This window comes from Bacillus sp. FSL W8-0848 (assembly GCF_038007805.1).
In the GTDB taxonomy this organism is placed as follows: domain Bacteria; phylum Bacillota; class Bacilli; order Bacillales; family Bacillaceae; genus Bacillus; species Bacillus glycinifermentans.
This window is the reverse complement of record NZ_JBBOYB010000001.1, coordinates 3,766,728-3,785,849: the sequence shown is the minus strand read 5'-3', so window position 1 is coordinate 3,785,849 and position 19,122 is coordinate 3,766,728. Positions and strand designations below refer to the sequence as shown.

General features: G+C 45.0%; 15 protein-coding genes, 3 pseudogenes and 1 riboswitch. Of the genes and pseudogenes, 8 read left to right on the top strand and 10 right to left on the bottom strand.

From position 1 onward, the window contains the following. Positions 1–5: 5 nt before the first annotated feature. Positions 6–1,238 carry a peptidase T gene (gene pepT / locus NSQ39_RS19910; protein ID WP_341016689.1) on the bottom strand — a complete coding sequence of 411 codons (1,233 nt, stop codon included), beginning with the start codon at positions 1,236–1,238 and terminating at the stop codon, positions 6–8. A 210-nt stretch (positions 1,239–1,448) separates the two neighbouring features. Between pepT and NSQ39_RS19905 the strand changes: the two genes are divergently transcribed. The 3 genes and pseudogenes from NSQ39_RS19905 to NSQ39_RS19895 form a co-directional block, all read left to right on the top strand. Further along, on the top strand, positions 1,449–2,738 hold the full coding sequence (locus NSQ39_RS19905) for an ATP-binding protein (protein WP_309245906.1): 1,290 nt from the start codon (positions 1,449–1,451) through the stop codon (positions 2,736–2,738). A 308-nt stretch (positions 2,739–3,046) separates the two neighbouring features. Continuing rightward, entirely contained in the window at positions 3,047–4,357 is a 1,311-nt protein-coding gene (locus tag NSQ39_RS19900; RefSeq protein WP_216898937.1) for a PTS sugar transporter subunit IIC, read from the top strand. A 23-nt stretch (positions 4,358–4,380) separates the two neighbouring features. Next, positions 4,381–5,103: pseudogene (locus tag NSQ39_RS19895) on the top strand (glycoside hydrolase family 1 protein); the annotation flags it as partial. Positions 5,104–5,157: 54 nt separating this feature from the next. On the opposite strand, the gene NSQ39_RS19890 reads toward NSQ39_RS19895, so the two are convergent. Together NSQ39_RS19890 and NSQ39_RS19885 are read right to left on the bottom strand one after the other, a co-directional pair. Beyond that, positions 5,158–6,579 carry a sensor histidine kinase gene (locus NSQ39_RS19890; protein WP_175075970.1) on the bottom strand — a complete coding sequence of 474 codons (1,422 nt, stop codon included), beginning with the start codon at positions 6,577–6,579 and terminating at the stop codon, positions 5,158–5,160. Continuing rightward, positions 6,576–7,296 (bottom strand): annotated as a pseudogene (locus NSQ39_RS19885) (response regulator transcription factor). The gene NSQ39_RS19890 and the pseudogene NSQ39_RS19885 overlap by 4 nt, the downstream one beginning before the upstream one ends. A gap of 286 nt (positions 7,297–7,582) precedes the next feature. On the opposite strand from NSQ39_RS19885, the pseudogene NSQ39_RS19880 reads away from it, so the two are divergent. The 3 genes and pseudogenes from NSQ39_RS19880 to NSQ39_RS19870 all read left to right on the top strand — a co-directional run bounded on the left by NSQ39_RS19880 (position 7,583) and on the right by NSQ39_RS19870 (position 9,996). Then, positions 7,583–8,492 (top strand): annotated as a pseudogene (locus tag NSQ39_RS19880) (ABC transporter ATP-binding protein). After that, on the top strand, positions 8,489–9,247 hold the full coding sequence (locus NSQ39_RS19875) for an ABC transporter permease (RefSeq protein WP_175075971.1): 759 nt from the start codon (positions 8,489–8,491) through the stop codon (positions 9,245–9,247). The pseudogene NSQ39_RS19880 and the gene NSQ39_RS19875 overlap by 4 nt, the downstream one beginning before the upstream one ends. An 11-nt stretch (positions 9,248–9,258) precedes the next feature. Continuing rightward, positions 9,259–9,996: an ABC transporter permease gene (locus NSQ39_RS19870; RefSeq protein ID WP_175075972.1), complete on the top strand. Its 738-nt coding sequence runs from the start codon at positions 9,259–9,261 to the stop codon at positions 9,994–9,996. A 147-nt stretch (positions 9,997–10,143) separates the two neighbouring features. Here the strand turns inward: NSQ39_RS19870 and NSQ39_RS19865 are convergent, their stop codons facing one another. From NSQ39_RS19865 to argR, 6 genes are all read right to left on the bottom strand, one after another. Then, positions 10,144–10,821, bottom strand: coding sequence for a Crp/Fnr family transcriptional regulator (locus NSQ39_RS19865; protein ID WP_046130068.1), 678 nt, complete (start codon positions 10,819–10,821; stop codon positions 10,144–10,146). A gap of 116 nt (positions 10,822–10,937) precedes the next feature. Beyond that, positions 10,938–11,888 (bottom strand): carbamate kinase, encoded by a 951-nt coding sequence (gene arcC, locus NSQ39_RS19860; RefSeq protein ID WP_175075973.1) that lies wholly within the window; start codon positions 11,886–11,888, stop codon positions 10,938–10,940. A gap of 31 nt (positions 11,889–11,919) precedes the next feature. After that, on the bottom strand, positions 11,920–13,326 hold the full coding sequence (gene arcD, locus NSQ39_RS19855) for an arginine-ornithine antiporter (protein ID WP_046130070.1): 1,407 nt from the start codon (positions 13,324–13,326) through the stop codon (positions 11,920–11,922). 53 nt (positions 13,327–13,379) lie between these two features. After that, positions 13,380–14,387: an ornithine carbamoyltransferase gene (argF, locus tag NSQ39_RS19850; RefSeq protein WP_175075974.1), complete on the bottom strand. Its 1,008-nt coding sequence runs from the start codon at positions 14,385–14,387 to the stop codon at positions 13,380–13,382. Between the two features lie 28 nt (positions 14,388–14,415). Next, positions 14,416–15,654, bottom strand: coding sequence for an arginine deiminase (arcA, locus tag NSQ39_RS19845; protein ID WP_046130076.1), 1,239 nt, complete (start codon positions 15,652–15,654; stop codon positions 14,416–14,418). Between the two features lie 281 nt (positions 15,655–15,935). Then, a complete protein-coding gene (gene argR, locus NSQ39_RS19840) occupies positions 15,936–16,376 on the bottom strand; it encodes an arginine repressor (protein ID WP_046130072.1) in 441 nt (146 codons plus the stop codon). Between the two features lie 177 nt (positions 16,377–16,553). Then, positions 16,554–16,659, top strand: a riboswitch (guanidine-I (ykkC/yxkD leader). A 71-nt stretch (positions 16,660–16,730) separates the two neighbouring features. Here argR and NSQ39_RS19835 point away from each other — a divergent pair. Together NSQ39_RS19835 and NSQ39_RS19830 are read left to right on the top strand one after the other, a co-directional pair. Next, the gene (locus NSQ39_RS19835; protein ID WP_175075975.1) at positions 16,731–17,567 is read left to right on the top strand and encodes a YitT family protein; all 837 of its coding nucleotides are present in this window, start codon (positions 16,731–16,733) and stop codon (positions 17,565–17,567) included. A gap of 186 nt (positions 17,568–17,753) precedes the next feature. Then, positions 17,754–18,311: a YfjD family protein gene (locus NSQ39_RS19830; RefSeq protein ID WP_175075976.1), complete on the top strand. Its 558-nt coding sequence runs from the start codon at positions 17,754–17,756 to the stop codon at positions 18,309–18,311. A 49-nt stretch (positions 18,312–18,360) separates the two neighbouring features. Here NSQ39_RS19830 and NSQ39_RS19825 read toward each other — a convergent pair whose 3' ends face one another. After that, positions 18,361–18,948: a DUF4352 domain-containing protein gene (locus NSQ39_RS19825; protein WP_175075977.1), complete on the bottom strand. Its 588-nt coding sequence runs from the start codon at positions 18,946–18,948 to the stop codon at positions 18,361–18,363. Positions 18,949–19,122 lie beyond the last annotated feature (174 nt).

Below are 19,122 nucleotides of genomic sequence, written 5' to 3'. Positions count from 1 at the left end.
CGGTATTACGCTCTTTCCTCAAACAGCTTCGCAATCTCAACGACAACGTTCACAGCTTTCACCATATGATCCGCGGAAATGTATTCGTATTTGCCGTGGAAGTTTTCCCCGCCTGTAAAGATGTTCGGACAAGGCAGTCCCATGTAAGAGAGCTGTGAGCCGTCGGTTCCGCCGCGAATCGGTTTGACGACCGGCTCGATGTCCAGGTTTTTCATCGCCTGGTAGGCGATATCGACGATTTCCTTCACCGGCTCGATTTTTTCTCTCATGTTGTAATATTGGTCATTCATGACAACGCTGATGCTGTCTTTTCCGTATTGCGCCCTCAGGTCGTCTGCGATTTTTTCCACTGCTGCTTTCCGCTCGTTAAAACGGTCTCTGTCAAAATCCCTTATGATGTAGTGCAGCTTCGTTTCTGAGACATCGCCGTTGATCGAAAGCAGATGATAAAAGCCTTCATAACCTTCTGTACATTCAGGAGCTTCTGCTTCCGGAAGCCCCGCGTGGAATTTCATTGCGATTTTGGCGGCGTTGACCATTTTACCTTTTGCCGTACCCGGGTGAACGTTTGTTCCTTTGCACGTAATTTTCGCGGCTGCGGCATTGAAGCTTTCGTATTGCAGTTCCCCGAGCGGACCGCCGTCAACCGTATACGCGTATGAGGCGTTGAATGCCGTCACATCGAATTTATGAGGGCCTCTTCCGATTTCTTCATCAGGCGTAAACGCCACTCTGATCTTGCCGTGTTTGATTTCGGGATGGCTGATCAAATATTCCATCGCCGTCATGATTTCAGCGATGCCGGCTTTGTTGTCGGCTCCGAGCAGCGTCGTCCCGTCCGTCGTGATCAATGTTTGGCCTTTGTAACCGGCAAGCTCGGGAAATTCCTTCGGAGATAACACCACGCCGAGCGGTTCGTTGAGCACGATGTCTTTTCCGTCATACTGTTCAACGATTTGCGGATTGACATTCTTTCCGGTAAAATCGGTCGCCGTATCGACATGAGCCAAAAAACCGATCGTCGGCACCTGCTTCTCTGTATTGGCCGGAAGCGTTGCCATGACATAGCCGTTTTCATCGATCGTGACATCCTCCATGCCGATCTGCTTTAATTCTTCAACGAGCATATTGGCGAGCGTCAGCTGGCCCGGTGTAGAAGGGCACGTCTCACTGTTTTCGTTTGACTGCGTATCGACCTTTGCATATGTAATCAGCCGTTCAATCAATTTGTTCTTCATGCTTCCCTCATCTCCATTTGTTGGTTTTATGTTTATCTTATCATGGATGAAGAGAGTACCAGAACCTCAGAATAAACTTTACTGATTAAAAAAATGAGGTTTATGGTTTTGTTCTTTTAATCTATAATTATGAATTGTTTGAAATTATTTCATTATTTGTGTTTATAATCTAAGTGGTAAGGTAGAAGTTATTTATTATAAAAATTAGGGGTGAGAGGGTTGTCTACTTCATTAAAAGAAGTTTTTGGGATATCAAGCAATTTGCTGAAAAGTTATGTTTTAAGACATCATGTAGATGATGATTTCAAAGATAAGATTGAATTAACTGATCACCATATCGTTGTTTTTGGTGAAACTAAAGTAGGCAAGAGTCATTTAAGGAAGAAATATATTACTCCAAATAAAGAGACCGTTGAGATTGATTGCACCAAAGGAGTTGATTTATATGAGATTTATAATCAAATTTTATATAAATGTGGAATTGAAACTTCTGAAACTTTAACTAGCAGTATTGAAAGAGGTGCAAGGCTAAATAAAGATGCGGAAGCGAGTTTATTTCAATTTTTAAAAGCAAAACTTTCTGGAGAATTAACAGAGACACAAGTAATAAGTGAAGTTACCAGAAAAACTATACCTAAGACCACTAGTGTAAGACTAGTAGAAGCATTAAAAGAAAAAAATATAAAATTTATAGTACTTGACGACTTTCATTATTTAAAGCTTGTTGATCAATACTTACTCGCCTACGATTTAAAAATGTTTTATCAAAGTGGAATAAGATTTATTATTATTGGAACGAAAATCAATAAAGGGTATTTTGAAAAATTTAACGGAGAACTATCTCAAAGAATTGATTACATAGATGCTACTAGATGGTCAGAAGAGGATTTAAAGAAAATAAAAGAGCGAGGTTGTGATGTACTAAACATAGATATAAGTGACGAAATAATTGACTACTTTATTGATGCATCCAGTGGAATTGTTGCTGTTTACCAGCAGCTCCTTTCTCATTTTTGTATTGCTAATAATATTAGAAAGACAAATGAAGAATATATAGTTCTCAACGACTTAGACAAGGCAATAAAATGTAATGAAAGCTATTATTTAACGTTAAGTGAGCATTATCTTAAAAGAATTCAGGATATTGCTGATGGGGAAAGGAAAGCGAAATTAAAACTATATTATTATATAATAAAAGTAGTTTTAACATCTGATGTTGAAATTGCCAAAAAAGGATTTTCATTTCAATACTTATTTGATAATCTGAAAAACATCCATCCAATCAAATCAATAAATCATGGCGCTTTAACATCTGTTCTAAATCATTTTGACGAATTACAATCAAAAAAAGATATATTTCCAAAAGTTTTTACTTACTATGATAAAAGATTGTATGTTTCAGATTCATTATTTTATTATATTTTAAAACATTTTAATAAAGAAAAGATTGACGATGTCTTGCCACCTTATGATTTCCAATTGGAATTTGATTTTAATTAAGTGTAATTTAAGTGATAAAACTTTGAAGTCCCAGCGAAGTTTTTCGTTATATAAAAAGCTTCGCTGGTGACAGATATTTTGTCAATTACCTCCGTTCCATGATTAATCAAGTCTCACCAATAGTTGCAATGATGTAGGGTAATCGCCATGCCCCAACTGATTTCTAAACAAAAATCACTCTTCCCCTTATTATATTCGTAATCTAAAAATTTCCTCTCCCAAAGGAAAAAATGTGCATCAAAAAGAAAGCGTTTTCAATGTAAAGTAAAAGCAAACAACCAAAAAAAGGGGGAGGTCATGTGAGCAGGATGGCGAAGGTGACCGAGACGTTTGAACGGGTCGCTTTTAAAATAACAAGCTTCAAATATATCATGGCCATTAAATCGGCTTTTGTCACGCTGATGCCGGTTATCATTGCCGGGGCGTTTGCGGTTTTGATGCAGAATATGGTGATGAGTCCCGAGACGGGGCTGTCGGTTTTCGGGCCTTTTCGTTTTTTGTCTGCGCTTGAGCCGATTATGGCATCGATCAATTATGCGACGCTGAACTTTATCACGATCGGCGCGGTGTTTTTGATCGGGATCGAGCTCGGAAAGCTGAATGGGCATGAATCGTTTTTCCCGGGCTTGATGGCGTTGATGTCTTATATCTGCGTCATTCCATCGACAGTGCTGCTGGAAGTGAACGGTTCAATGCAGGAAGTGATGAACGTGCTGGCTAAGGAGTTTACGGACCCGAAGTCGCTGTTTTTAGGCATGTTTATTTCGATTTTGTCCGTTGAAATCTACAGCAAGCTTGCAAGCATGGACCGGCTCAGGATTAAAATGCCGGACAGCGTGCCGGCCAATGTCTCTGTATCGTTCGGGACTTTATTTCCTTCCATTATTACCGTCACGATCATCGCCAGCTTCGGATTTGCGTTTCATCGGATGACGGGCATATACCTTCATGAAGCCGTATACACTATCGTGCAAAAACCGCTTGAAGGCGCTATTCAAGGCCTTCCCGGCATTCTGCTGCTAGTGTTTGTTGCGCAGTTTTTCTGGGTGATCGGCATACACGGAAACCAGATGGTGAAGCCGATCAGGGAGCCTTTGCTGCTCGCTTCGATCACCGTTAATATGAATGCTTATGCAGCGGGTGAATCGATTCCGAATATCATTACGATGCCGTTTTGGGATGTGTACATGAGCATCGGCGGCTCCGGCGTCACAATCGGCCTGTTGATCGCGATTTTTATTGCGGGAAAACGGGAGGATTTGCGCAGCATTACAAAAATTTCGTTCGGTCCCGGCATCTTCAATATCAATGAACCGGTCATCTTCGGGGTTCCCGTTATGCTGAACCCGCTAATGGCGATCCCGTTTATTGTAACGCCGCTTGTGACGGGTACAATCGGCTACATCGCGACAGCGGCGGGTTTTGCCGGAAAAGCCGTCGTCATGGTGCCGTGGACGACGCCTCCGATTATCAACGCGTGGCTGTCGACAGGGGGAAGCCTCGGCGCCGTCGTCACACAAATCGTATGCATCATCGTTTCCGCGCTGATTTATCTTCCGTTTGTGATGTTGTTGAATCGAAGCCTTACGGTCAGTTCTGAAAAAAATGTTTCCATGTAAAGGCGATGAAAGGAGCGAACGAAATGGCCAGGCAAACGTGGAAGATTCCCGACGATTTTATTCTGGGCGCTGCAGCATCGGCATGGCAGACAGAGGGCTGGGACGGGAAGCGGCCGACACAGGATTCCTATTTGGATATGTGGTACAAGAATGATCCTGATGTATGGCATGACGGATACGGACCGGCGGTGGCAACCGATTTTTATAACCACTACAAAGAAGATATTCAATATATGAAAGACATCGGGCTAACCCACTACCGGACGTCGATCAACTGGTCGCGGTTTCTTTTGGATTATGAAACCGCCGAAGTTGACGAGGTGTATGCAGGCTACATTGATGACGTCATCGATGAGCTGAAGAGGTGCGGAGTAGAGCCGATGCTTTGTCTTGAACACTACGAAATTCCGGCTGTCTTGCTGGAACAGTACGGCGGATGGGGATCGAAACACGTGGCTGGCTTATTTGCGGCATATGCGGAAAAAGCGTTTGAACGGTATGGGGACAGGGTGAAATACTGGTTTACCTTTAATGAACCGATCGTGCCGCAAACTCGGATCTACCTTGACGCGATTCGCTATCCGTACGAGCAGAACACGAAAAAATGGATGCAGTGGAACTATCATAAAGCACTGGCGACGGCAAAGGTCGTGGAGCTTTTTCGGAAAAGGAAGCCAGGTTTCAGAGAAGGCGCAAAAATCGGCGTCATTTTAAATCCTGAGGTCACGTATGCGAGGTCGAGCGCGGTTTGAAACAGAGGAATTCCGGTATAAATAAAAACGTGGCAGCGTCCATCCCGCTTATAAACGGGATGGTCCTTCTTTATGGGGGAAAACAACCTTTATTTGAGTCCCGTGACTAGGTTTGCTGAAGATTTCAATATGACCTTCGTGTGCATGAATAATCTGCCTGGCAATTGCCATGCCCAGTCCGGTGCCTGATGTGTTGGAAGAAGCGTTCGTTCCTCTGTAGTAGCGGTCAAATAAATGCTCCAATGTTTCTTTTTCCATGCCAACTCCATTGTCTTCTATGATAACAGTTAAAGACTGAGACTCACTGTTTTCAATCAAGACCTTAATTTCAGTGCCAGGAGGGTTATGTTTAATACTGTTGGCAATCAGGTTTTCAAAGGCGCGCTGCATGTATTTTTCATCCATATAAAAAGCAATTGTATCTTGGTCCGCCTGAAACTCGAATTGTTTTTCTTTCGATTCAGGCAAGCTTTTCAGACCGGTTAAAGTTTCCCTTAACAAGCCCACTATGTCCTTTTCTTCTTTTTGAATCGGAAAGGCATCATTTTTCAAACGGAAGGTGAGATTGAATTCTTCTATTAATTCTTCCATATACTCTACCCGCTCGTTCATAATGTTTGCAAAATCCCTTACCTTTTCCTTGTTCCACTCATGTTTTTCAGATGATAAAAGAATGGTATATCCTTTAATGACTGACAATGGCGTTTTTAAGTCATGTGAAACGCCTGTCATCCATTCTTCCCTCGTTCTATCCAACTTTTCGCTTTCCGCTTTGTTTTTCTGAAGAATCACCGTAAGATTGCTCATTGCATTCATGAGTTCCTGATATAGTTTATATCCGGGTTTTTTCTTTTTCTTTGGTATGAAAGAGTGAGATGCCGGCTCGGCATATGTTCCTTTGGAGAGATTTTCGATCCATGAAACGATGTAAAGCAAAGGAGCCCCCAGCTGCTTTCCGAAATACAGCGCAACAATAACCCCGATCATGATCATGGAAAGAATCCAAAGCTGGTTTGTCCAATATAGAAACGGATTGTCGGATTTAAATGGTTCACCCATAATCCACGTCAATGTCTTCCCGTCTTTCGTGTCAAACCATGTTGATAGATGAAAGCCTTTTTTAGCGGGGTAAACATAATCAGAGACAAGCTCGCCGGGAATATAGTGGCTTGGAATATTGTCCGGCTTGTTGAAGGAATAAAGCTCATTTCCCTTTTCATCAAGAATCTGGATCCACATATGGTATTCCTTTAAATGGCTGATCGCCTCAGCTTCAACGGATATTTTTCCGCTTTTTACAGCTGTTTGCCGAACGACGCTTGATAACGAAAGGGGTGATTTGTGCGGCTCCCGGTCATTTAGAAAAAAAGTGAAAAAAAGCGTGCTGACGACGAACAGAGCGGTGCAAATCGCAATCAGCAGAATGATTCGGGATATAAAGTGAAACGCAATGCGGTCTCTTAGCTTCATTGCGTTTCACCCGTCTGCTGAACTTCAAAAATATAACCCAGTCCCCTAGCCGTTTTAATCCATTTTGGACGGCCCGGATCTTTTTCGATTTTTTCCCTCAGCCGGCACATGGACCATGACCGTACTATCGCCGTTGTAAAATTCACCCCATACATCCCTGTAGATCTTTTGCTTGCTTAATATTTGATTGGGATGGCTGCAAAAATACAACAACAGCTTAAATTCCTGCGCAGGGCATTCGATTTTTCTTCCATTCACAACAAGCTTCCCTGATGTTTCATCAACTTGAAAGTCCCCGAAATCATAAGACGGCTTGGACGGTGAGGGCGCGGCACCTTTAGATCGTTTTAACTGGGCTTTCACGCGGGCAACGACTTCAAGAGGGTTGAAAGGTTTGGTAATATAATCGTCTCCGCCAAAACTAAAACCTTGCAGTTTATCCAAATCAGACGTTTTCGCTGTAAGGAAAAGAACGGGGATATTCGTAAACCGGCGAAATTGATTGCAAAGAGCAAACCCATCGGTATCCGGAAGCATTACATCAAGCAGTACAATATCAGGCTGCTGCTGTTTTAACAGATAGAGCGCTTCCTCTCCATTTTCGGCATTTAAGACATGAGAGAACCCTTCATTTTCAAACACCACGTTTAATAAATTCAAAATATGCTGGTCATCATCGACGATTAACACTTTGCACTCTCCGAAAGAATGATTCATTTTATGACCTCCACAAATGATACGCTTTCATTTTCACATGAAATAGCTGGCAAAGGAAGTTATGCCGGCTTTAATTTAAGAGATGTTTAACTTTCTTACAATTTTTTATTTCTCACTGCAATCATAAAACGTTAAACAAACCTTTGGAACAGAAGAAAGCTTAGAATATGTAAGCTGCGTGTCCATATATTCGCAGCTGTTTTTGTGTGTTTAGGTAATGTTCAGAAAGAGTTTAAGGCGCATTTATGCAAATGGCTCTATGATAAAGGCGAGGTGAGGAACAGTGATACAAAATGTTGTATTGACAAAAAATTTAACGAAAAAATTCGGAAAGCAAACATCGGTCAGCGGATTAGATATGAGAATCGAAAAAGGGCAAATATATGGTTTCCTGGGCCCGAACGGAGCTGGAAAAACGACAACGATCAGGCTGCTGTTAGGCTTGATCAAGCCTACAGAAGGGAATATTCAGCTATTTGGCCAGGATATCCGCAAAAACCGCATGCAAATTCTGCAGAGAATCGGTTCTCTGGTTGAATCGCCATCATATTACGGAAATTTAACAGGAAGGGAATCTTGAGGTCATTCGCAGGGTTCGGAATTTGTCTGAAGCACGGATTGCAGAAGCGCTTGAGATCGTCCGTCTGTCAAAAGCGGCTGATCGGTTAGCAAAAGAGTATTCGCTCGGGATGAAGCAAAGATTAGGAATTGCGGCCGCTTTAATGAGCAAACCTGATCTTCTGGTGCTGGATGAACCGACGAACGGACTCGATCCTGCCGGCATTCACGAAATCCGGGAGTTGATCAAGGAGCTCCCGGATAGATACGGGATGACTGTTTTAGTATCCAGCCATTTGTTGAGCGAGATTGATCAAATGGCGACACAAGTCGGGATTATTATGAACGGTAAGCTCATTTTCCAAGATGACATCGAGGCGTTGAGGAAAAAGCAAAAACCGCTCCTGAAAATTGGCGTGAATAATATTTATGAAGCCCAATCTATCATACAGAACCGGGGATTGCATGCAGAACTTCGGGAAGGAAATTTGTGGATCAGCGAAACATCCCCCGAGTTTGTTTCAGAAGTCAACGGAATGCTGGTGAAATCGGGAGTTTCTGTTTACCGGTTAGAAGAAGTAAAACGTTCTTTAGAAGACATCTTCCTGGAGCTGACAGGTACGGAGGGGAGCTTATGAAACAAGTGCTGTACGGCGATCTCTTGAAACTCAAGCGTTCCTCTTTGTTTATCGCAGTCTTCTTAGTCCCCCTTGTTGTTCTGGCATATGAGCTGTTAAATCTAACTTACCGTGTGGAATATGTCCAAAGGCAAGCCGAAATGTTCAAGGCCTCTTCTATGTGGCAGTATATGCTTTTTGACAACAGCATGCTGTTTGGATTGGGTTTTCCGTTAGCCGTTACGATCATTGCTTCCATTATTGCAAATATAGAGCATCAGACAAATTCATGGAAGCAAACGCTGTCTCTGCCAATATCAAGAGTAAGGATTTATTTAAGCAAATATATTTGGCTTTTCAACAGTCTGCTTTTAACTGCGGCGGTATTTGCAATAGGCATGGTTGTCCTTGGGAAGGCTTTGGGATTTGAAGGGCCGGTACCGTGGGGGCTTCTATTCGGAGACAGCTTTGCCATGTTGCTTACGGCGCTGCCGATCATGTCTTTTCAATTATGGCTGTCCATCACATTTAAAAACCAGGCCTTTTCGATTCTCATCGGTACGATCAGCTCGATTGTCGGTCTATTTTTAGCTGCCGGAATGACAACGCGGTGGTTTCCGCTCGCTTACCCGAGCCAGTCATCGACCGTCATTTTGCAATATGAGGGTCTTGGGGTCAATCCGGACCTATCCGCTTTTGTCGTGATTAATGTTTTTGCCGGAGTGGCGCTTTTGTTCATGGGGGCCTTTCATTTTAAAAAGCGAGATGTGCTGTAGGAGGATGTATGATGTTAAAAAATATATTGGCTGCCGAAAGGTTGAAATTAAAACGCTCGAAAATCTGGGTGTTGTATGTTTTGGCTCCTTTTATCAGCGTCATATTGGCTTATACGAACTTTCACAATAACTATAAACTGTTTGTGCAGCCGGGCGACAACGAATGGATTGAAGCCTGGACTCAGGTTGCCGTTTTCATGGGATCCTTTGTACTGCCGATTCTTGTAGGCATTTATGCTGCATTTGTCTGCAGAGGAGAACATATAGGAGGAGGGTGGAAGCAGCTTTTGGCTCTCCCGGTTTTAAGATCCCGTGTTTTCTTTGCGAAAAGCGTCATGGTTGCGGTGATGGTGGCTGCGACGATGGGCATCTTATTCATCCTCTTTATGATGGTCGGCTTTCTTAACGGGCTAAAAGGAGATCTGCCTTTTTTCGCGATATTGGGATACGTTGCCCAAGGATCGATTGCCTGCCTTCCGCTTATCGTTCTGCAGCTGATCGTTTCCATCAGGTTTAAGACATTCGGGATCCCGCTTGCGGTCAGCATCGGCTTTACTTTGCCGTCCATACTTGCCGCAAATACGCTATTGGGGCAAATATACCCTTGGACTCTGCCTATGCTCGGGATGTCTCCTCCTGATGAGTCGCCTATTGATTCATACCTGTTGTTTTATGGTGTACTAATTGTTTTGTTTATCTTATTCACGGTGCCGGGGGTAAGAAATTTCTCACGGAGAGATATGGTTTAAGGTCATAAAAAAGCCGCAGCATCGGGCAAGGAACGCATTGATTGTGGAGGGAGCAGACAGGAAAGAAGCCGGAAAGGATTTCTCTATGATATCATCCCGAGAAACGGAATGATATCATAAATCGATATTGCCTATTACCGCAAACCGCTACGCAAAATACTCCGGCCGGTTGATCATAATTTGCTTGTTCATCTGGCTGATGATGCCTTCACAGCGGAGCTTTTTCAAGACGGCGCTGACGGTTTCGCGGGAGGTGCCGGAGATTTTGGCGATTTCCGCCGCCGTGATCGGGCAGCTGATGACGGTTGAGTCGCGTTCTTTTTCACCGAGGCTTTCGGTCAGGTAATAGATCGCTTGCGTCACCCGGTCGTGCGCATGCGAGAGCGTGATTCGCTTAAGCCTTTCTTCATGAAGGGCGAGAATGTCGGATAATTCATTGAGAACATCAAAAAGGAGCGTTTTATTGTCCCTTACGAGATCTTCAAAGATGTTCATGGGAATATAGTAGAGTTCGATATCTGTCAAGGCTTCGGCGGAATAATGGTAATGCTCGTCGCGAAACAAGCCGCCGAATGGAAAAAGCGTATGGGGGCGTACGTAGTCGGTATAAAACATCGATCCCGTTTCGTTTGATTTTTCGAGTTTAATAAAGCCGTCAAGAAGAAGATACATTCGTTCCCGGGGGTCATCTTCCATAAATAAAATCTGGCCTTTATGATAGGTGCGCCAATAGATGAACTGTTTGATGTTTTCCAGTTCTTTTTTATTCAGGGAAGCGAATAGAGGAAACTTTTTCAGATGATGTATGATGTCTTTGTTTTTCATATGAAACGACCACCCTTATCCGTTATTCTTATGATTGTGGCTTATCATTTTAAATTTTACATGTTTTGGGCGGCAGGCAAAAGGAAGAACCCTTCCCGAGCCCTTCCTCATGCCGCTTAGCCCTGTTCGACAATCGTGCCGGCTCTGCCTTCAAGGGCTTCTTTCGCCATTTGAAGGGAGGTGATCACCGCTTTGTTTCCCTTCGCTGCTTCGGCAAACTGAATGGCAGCTTTGACTTTTGGCAGCATGCTTCCTTCTGCGAATTGTTTTTCTTCTATATAGCCTTTCAGCTCTTCGGTTGTAACGCGTTTGAGCGCCCGTTCCGTCGGTTTTAAATAATCGATTGCGACATAATCGACGGCGGTTAAAATAATCAGTTCGGTTGCCTGAACCAGCTCTGCTAATTTGCAAGCGGCAAAATCCTTGTCGATGACCGCGTCGATGCCGCTGACGGCCCGGTTGTCTTCAATGACTGGAATGCCTCCCCCGCCGGCCGCGATGACAATATGGCCTTTTTCGACTAAATCGTTGATGACATCGTATTCAAGGATGGATACAGGGGCAGGTGACGGTACAACGCGGCGCCAGCCTCTTCCCGCGTCCTCTTTAAAGACGATGTCCCCGTTTCCGCTGTTCATCAGCTCTTTCGCCTCTTGTTCGCTGTAAAACGGTCCGATCGGCTTCGTCGGGTTGCGGAAAGCTTCATCATCGCCGCTGACAGCGACGCGGGTGATGACGGTTGCCGCATGTTTGTCTTTTCCTTTCGCATGGAGAGCTTCATCGATTGCGTTTTGCAGCCAGTAGCCGATCATTCCCTGTGTCATCGATACACACGTTTCAAGAGGCATTGCCGGCGTTTTTGGGGAGTCTGCCGCTTTTTGCTGAATCATCAGGCTTCCGACTTGCGGGCCGTTTCCGTGTGTAATAATGATGTCGGTTCCGCTGTCAAGCATATCAGCCAAATATGCTGCCGTTTCCTTCAATGCCTGCTGCTGTGCTTCCGCGCTTGCGTCCCCGGCTTGAATCGCATTCCCGCCCAGTGCAACCACGATTTTTCTTTTTTTCATAATGAAACCACCTCTCGTTCAGTGATGTTAGTTAAATGGAAATGCCTCCAGATGCCAATTTCACGATGGCAAATACAGCCAGGATCAGAATGGCTGCGGCAATCACAAGTTCAGCCCTGTTGAATGCCGGACCTTGCTTATTTTTGCGTACGGCCCGGTATACCAAAATGCCAGGCGCGTATAAAATCATGGTCAAAAGCAGGTAGTCAAGCCCCGCTGCATAGATCAGCCATATGCCGTATATGCTTGCGATCAGCCCGATGATGACGTTTTTCCAGCGGTCGGGCCCCTTGTGCAGCCAGCTGTATTTGAGCTGATATAATCCGGAAAATAAATACGGAATTAAGATGGCTGAGGAAGCGAGCGAAAATGCGAACCGGTAAGCCGCATCCGAAATGATGAACGTCAGCAGAAACAGCTGGATGATGGCATTTGTCAGCGCCAGCGCGTTTGTCGGCGCGCCGTTTTTATTTTCTTTGCCAAACCATTTCGGGAAGACGCCTTCCCGTGCGGCAATCAGCGGCAGCTCTCCGGCAAAAAGCGTCCAGGCCAGCCATGCGCCCAATACGGAAATCACGAGACCCAGGTTGATCAGCACGGCCCCCCATTTGCCGACGATATGCTCCATCATTGCGGCCATTGACGGGTTGGGAAGTCCGGCAAGGCTTTCTTGATTCATGACGCCGAGGGAGAGCATGGTGATCATCACATAAATGGCGAGCACGCTGATCAGCCCGATGACGGTCGCTTTGCCGACATCGCTCGATTTTTTGGCCCTGCTTGAAAACAGCACCGCGCCTTCAACGCCGGTGAACACCCAAACGGTGACAAGCATCGTGCTCTTGATTTGCGTTCCGATTGAGCCCAGCGACAACCCTTTTCCCCAGAAATCACCGGTAAATAAGTCAAGATGAAAAACAAAGATGACGGCGACGATAAAAGCAAAAATCGGCACCAGTTTCGAAATGGTCGTAATCAGATTAATCATGGCAGCGGATTGGACGCCCCGCAGGATCAAAAAGTGAACGCCCCAAAGAATCACGCTTGCCCCGATAATGGAAGCGATATTTTGGCCGTCGCCAAACACGGGGATGAAATACCCGACGGCGCTGAAGAGCAGCGTACCGTATGCGACATTGCCGAGAAGGGCTGCGAACCAGTATCCCCAGCCGCTGTTAAATCCCATGAAATGGCCGAATCCTTCCCGAGCGTAAGTGAAAATACCGCCGTCTAAATCAGGCCGTTTCGCCGTGAGATTTTGGAACGATAAGGCCAAGGCGATCATGCCGGCTCCGGTGATGACCCAGCCGATCAAAATTGCCCCTGCCCCGGCGCCAGCCGCCATGTCGCTTGCGATGTTGAAGGCTCCGCCGCCGATCATTGATCCGATGACAAGCGCAATGAGCGCAAACAGACCCAGTTTTTTTTCTTCCGCCATTTTTGTCACCTCATTCGGTTTAAAGATGGAAAAGGGAATGTTCCCTTTTCCGGTCAGTCAAGGTCGCCAAGTGTTGCCGCCATGACAGCTTTGATCGTATGCATGCGGTTTTCCGCTTCATCGAATACTTTGGAATGCTTGCTGCGGAATACTTCGTCTGTCACTTCCATTTCTTTGAGGCCGTGCTGTTCGTAAACGTTTTGTCCGTATGTTGTATGAAGGTCATGGAAGGCCGGCAGACAGTGCAGGAAGATGACATTGTCATTTCCGGTTTTCTTCACGAGTTCCATGTTGACTTGGTAAGGCTTAAGAAGCTTGATCCTTTCGGCAAACTTGTCTTCTTCTCCCATGGACACCCAGACGTCCGTATACAGCACATCAGCTCCGGAAACAGCCTTGTCTGTATCGTCTGTTACGGTCACGCGTCCGCCGGATTCTTTTGCGAACGTTTCCGCCAGCTTCACGATTTCCTTATCAGGGTAGAGCTCTTGAGGCGAGCAGATTCTGACGTCCATGCCGACTTTGGCTCCGCCGATGAGCAGGCTGTTGGCGACATTATTCCGTCCGTCTCCGATATAGGTCAGTGTGACGCCTTTTACACGTCCAAGGTGTTCTTTAACCGTCATAAAGTCGGCAAGCATTTGCGTCGGATGCCATAGATCGGTTAACCCGTTCCAAACCGGCACGCCTGAATGTTCGGCCAGAGACTCGACTTTTTCGTGTTCAAAGCCGCGGAATTCGATGCCGTCAAACATCCGGCCGAGAACTTTTGCGGTGTCTTCAATCGATTCTTTTTTGCCGAGCTGTATATCGTCTTTGCCGAGATATTCCGGATGAGCGCCGAGGTCAATACAGGCGGTTGTAAAGGCGCAGCGCGTTCTTGTTGACGGTTTTTCAAAGAGCAAAGCGATGTTTTTTCCTTCTAAATAGCGGTGTTTGATGCCCTGTGCTTTTTTGTCTTTCAATTCTTGGGCAAGGTCGAGCAAATAAAGGATTTCTTTTTCTGAAAAATCTTTTTCGGCTAAATAGCTTCTGCCTTTTAAATCGATTGTTTTCTCCATTTTGATTCTCTCCTTTTGACTGGATTGTTTATTTGACATCCTCGCGGTACAGCGGCATGCTCATGCAGCGCGGGCCCCCGCGGCCTCTTGAAAGCTCCCCGCTCGGAATTTCGATGACTTCGATGCCCTGTTCTCTCAAGCAGGCATTTGAGATGTAGTTCCGGTCATAGGTGACAACGACGCCTGGAGCGATAGCGAGCGTATTTGAGCCGTCATTCCACTGCTCCCGGGCCGAAGCGATTTCGTCTCCGCCTCCGCAGAAGATCAGATTCACATCTGAGAGACCAAGCGTTTTCTTCAGGACTTCCGGCAGATTGTGCTCTTCGGTAATTTGAATGTCGCCGTCTTCCGTTTTTCCGCGTTCAAGGACAAAGATCCGCATGTCTCCTTCAGGCCCCTGAATGGCCGGATGAATTGTAAACTGATCCCGGTCGACCATGGTAAACACGGTATCCAAGTGCATAAAGGCCCTGGTTTTCGGTATTTCTACGGCCAGCACCCGGCGGATTTGGCTTTGGCGTTTAAATAGATTTCTGACCAATTGCTCAATCGCCTGGGCGGATGAACGTTCAGAGACGCCGATTGCCACGGTTTCATGATTCAGCACGAGTTCGTCTCCGCCTTCGATATTGAACTTGATATCGCGGTCAAGCCAGATCGGAATATCCTTGTCCTTAAATCGCGGATGGTGCTGGACGATGTAGCGCATGAACAGCGACTCTCTCCGGCGGGCCGGTTCTTTCATTTTGTTGATGGTCAGCCCGCTGCCGATCGCGGCTGCCGGGTCTCTTGTGAAATAAAGGTTTGGCATCGGGTCGAGATAGAATGGATAATGATCATCCATCATCTCGTGCAATTGGGAACGAATGCCCTTTTCCAATTCGTTTTTTCTGATTCCGCTCATCACACGATCGACCATTGCATCCGTAGCGAACGAAAGCAGATACTCTTTTAATCTGTCGAAAGCGCCGTTTATGTCCGCTTTGCTTTCCGTCAAAAGCTCGCTGACAAACCGTTCGCGGACTGATTCGTCTTCAAGCGCTTCCGCTGCCAGCTTCTCTAAATAGAGAACTTCTACGCCTTGTTCTTTAAGAGTTTCTGCAAATTGGTCATGCTCGTGTTGAACGGCCGGTAAAAAAGGAATATCGTCAAAAAGAAGCCGTCCAAGATACTCGGGTGTAAGGTTTTCCAATTCCCGCCCGGGCCGCTTCAGCATGACCGTTTTCAAAGTTCCGATTTCTGAGTAAACGTGAATCGGTGTCGTCATGATCATCCCGCCTCCTAAGCTCTTTTTGTTACATGTACAGCTTAAAACAGCGGGAAAGATGACGCTGTGAAAGCGATAACAGCAAAAATGTGAACTATTTCACTTATTTTTTGATGGGGCAAAAGCAAAAATGAATAAATATGACAAAATGAATATAAACCTTTGTCAGGCCAACAAAGAAAACGTATAAACGCTGTATATTTTTTGCGGAGATTTTTCGAAAAAAATTTTTCGGGAATAAAAAAAGCCGGCCCCGTTTAGGGCGGCTCTGGAGGACGGCATCAGCACAAATTCTCGCAGAATGCTTGAGCCGTTTCAGGAGATTGAGAGATGACAAGGCATGTATCATTTCCGCAAATACAGCCCAGCATTTCGGGACGTCCGAGCTGATCGAGCAAAACACCGATCGTGTGGGCATTCCCGGGCATCGTTTTAATGATGACCAGATTTCCCGAGCGGGTGACCTGCAGGACGACATCCGAAATTTTCTCCTTCAAAATTTTTGAAGGGTTTAATGATAAAGAAGCGTTTGTGCGGTAGACGAGTTTTCCGTTTTCATCGATCTGTTTGACAAGGCACATCTCTTTCATATCCCTTGAAATGGTCGACTGGGAGGCCGAAATGCCGCGGCTCTTCAAAAGGCCGGTCAGCTGCTCCTGCGTTTCAACGGGATGTTCGAGAATGATCTGTTTAATGATCCATTGCCGTTTCTGTTTATCCATATTGGCGCCTCCTAAAAAAAGCAAGCACGTACATCTATTATTATAGGACGTTTTTTCGGTTATACATGGAAGCTATTTTACAGAAAATCAAATCTTTTATGGATGAGAAAGGGGGTTGATAGGCTGCCGAAATTCACTTATAATGCTTGGAGATGACAAATTGATAGAACGAAAGAAAAGGTGGTTTTCTAGGGTTCCGCAATGCCTAAAGCGTTGGTCTGGTCCGAGAGAAAACACATAACGATACATCGTTATGACACGGTGGGATAAAAGCCCAGGAGTTTTTGCTCGTTTCGAGCTCTCTCCTGGGTTTTTATTTTGATCATTTCATCATGGGAAAAGGAGCTGACAAATATGAAAAAGAAAGTCATTGATATCATCATGATTGTGATAGGCGCATTTTTCTTTGCGTTGGCTGTTAACTTGTTTGCGATACCGAACGATTTCGGAGAAGGGGGCGTTACAGGGGTCACCCTCATCTTGTATTACCTGTTTGAGTGGTCGCCGGGTGTGACCAACTTTATCCTGAACGGAATTCTCCTTATCATCGGCTATAGGTTTTTGGATAAAAAAACGACGATATACACGATCATCGCGGTAGCGGCGAATTCGTTTTTTCTGCACGTTACGGAAGGTTGGGCGATCCCCTCTCATGAACTGATCATCAGCGCGATTTTTGCCGGCGTATTTGCCGGCGTCGGAATCGGCATGATCATCCGCGTCGGGGGAACGACAGCCGGATCGGCGATCCTCGCGAGAATCGCCAATAAATACTTTGACTGGAATATCAGCTATGCTTTATTAATGATCGATTTGGTGGTCGTATTCAGTTCTTACTTCATCATCGGAGCCGAAAAGCTGATGTTTACGATCGTCATGCTCTACATTGCCACCAAGGTGATGGATTTCATCATTGAAGGGCTCAATACGAAAAAAGCGATTACGATTATTTCAGAGCGCAAAAACGACATCGCCGAACAAGTCAATACGCTGATGGACAGAGGCGTCACGGTCTTATCGGGCCGCGGCCATTATACGGGTGATTCGAAAGAGATTTTATATATCGTGATCAATAAGCAGGAGCTGTCCATGCTGAAAAAGATCATCAGAAGCACCGACAAAAAGGCTTTTGTCATCATTCACGATGTAAGGGATGTTTTTGGCGAGGGGTTTGTAGATATATCGAAATAGAAGGCTGCCGGATGCCGCCGGCAGCTTTTTTAGCAAAAGCATTAAGTCACTTTACAGAATGGCGATTTTGAACAATGATGAAAAGAAGCATCGGAAAAATGGAAGCATCCTGAAATAAAAAGGAGTTTTCGGTTTTGCATGCCGAAAAAGAAAAAATACGGTTGCTGATGTTAAGGAGGTCTATGATTGGTAAAGGGGAAAAAACGGACAATTGAAGTGAAAAGCAAAATGTTTTTCAGGATTTGGCTTTTTCTTGGTTCATTTGGAATGGGAGCAGCGAGTCTGTGGGTATTCTATATGGGGATCACGTTTCAAACAAAATTTTATCTGTCAGCTATACCTCTAGGGCTAGTATGCAGCTTATTTTTCTTTGTATTATTTTTATCGGCTTTTCCCGCTTTCACGAAAAGAGGAAATGTCATCTTCCGCATCGAAGAAGGAGACTGCGGCCGGCTGTTCACGGAGAAAAAATCGGTGGACATCAAAGATATTAATAGTATCAGAATGGACCGGCATCCCTACAGTCTGAAGGGCATTTTCTTCATGGATGTCCTGATCCAGACGCGAGGGAACGGATTGGTGAGGATTCCGACGTACAACATCCTGCCCGAGCCGGAGTTTTACAAAGCGGTCGAGCTTCACGTCCTCTCATATATGACGGAGGAAGCGCGGCGGGATTGGATCGGCCAGTTTACCGAAGCGCAGAGAAAGGCTTATCTGAATCAGTTTCATAAAAATGCGTAAAGAAAGCAGGAATCGGGCAATCCCTGCTTTGACATCAGAAAGGCGTCTATTATTTGCTCAAATTAAAGTATAATGGATGCTCTTTGGTGAAAAAATTTGGATAAAAAATCAATGTTAAGTCTTTTTCATTCTTTTTTGTGACAAAAGCAATTTGGCCTGAATTTTTTTTGCCTGCCGCCAAGTCTCCCGGTTCAAATTGAGTTTTTAGCGTAACGGTGCTTGCGACGATCTTATGCACTTTTTCATCGCTGTTTTTTAATTCATAGTTTAGCGGGTTGACGGCTACCTGTTCATTGCTGCCGTTTTCCTGCGTGATATCGACGACGACAAGCTGTTCATCATGATTTAATGATGAGCCCTTTGTTTGTCCGTCGGTTGCGAAATATTTGCCGCTGTGTACTTTGTTTACTTTTGAAACTGTAACCGTTTGCCCGTCGCTTGTGGCTTTTTCGCCGATTTTATACGTTTTTTGATCGTTTTGATCTTCTTTTGCCTTTTGTTCTTTATTTGCTTTTTGTTCTGTTTTCGTTTCTTCAGCCTTGTTTTTATGGTCAGCTTCTGTGCTGCTTGATTGTCCGCACGCTCCAAGGATCAATCCGAGAGACAGGAGAGCCGATAGCATGAGAAACCTTTTCATATTCGTTTCCTCCAGATTCATAAAAATACTATTCTGTATTATTCTAGTTATATTGTTTCGGTTTTCAAATAGGTCTATATACTTAAAATTGTCACAAAAGTCGTCCGAACATCCCGAAAATCCAAGTGGGATAAAGTAAAATAGATTGTTGTGAAACCTTTCTCGGAAGACATC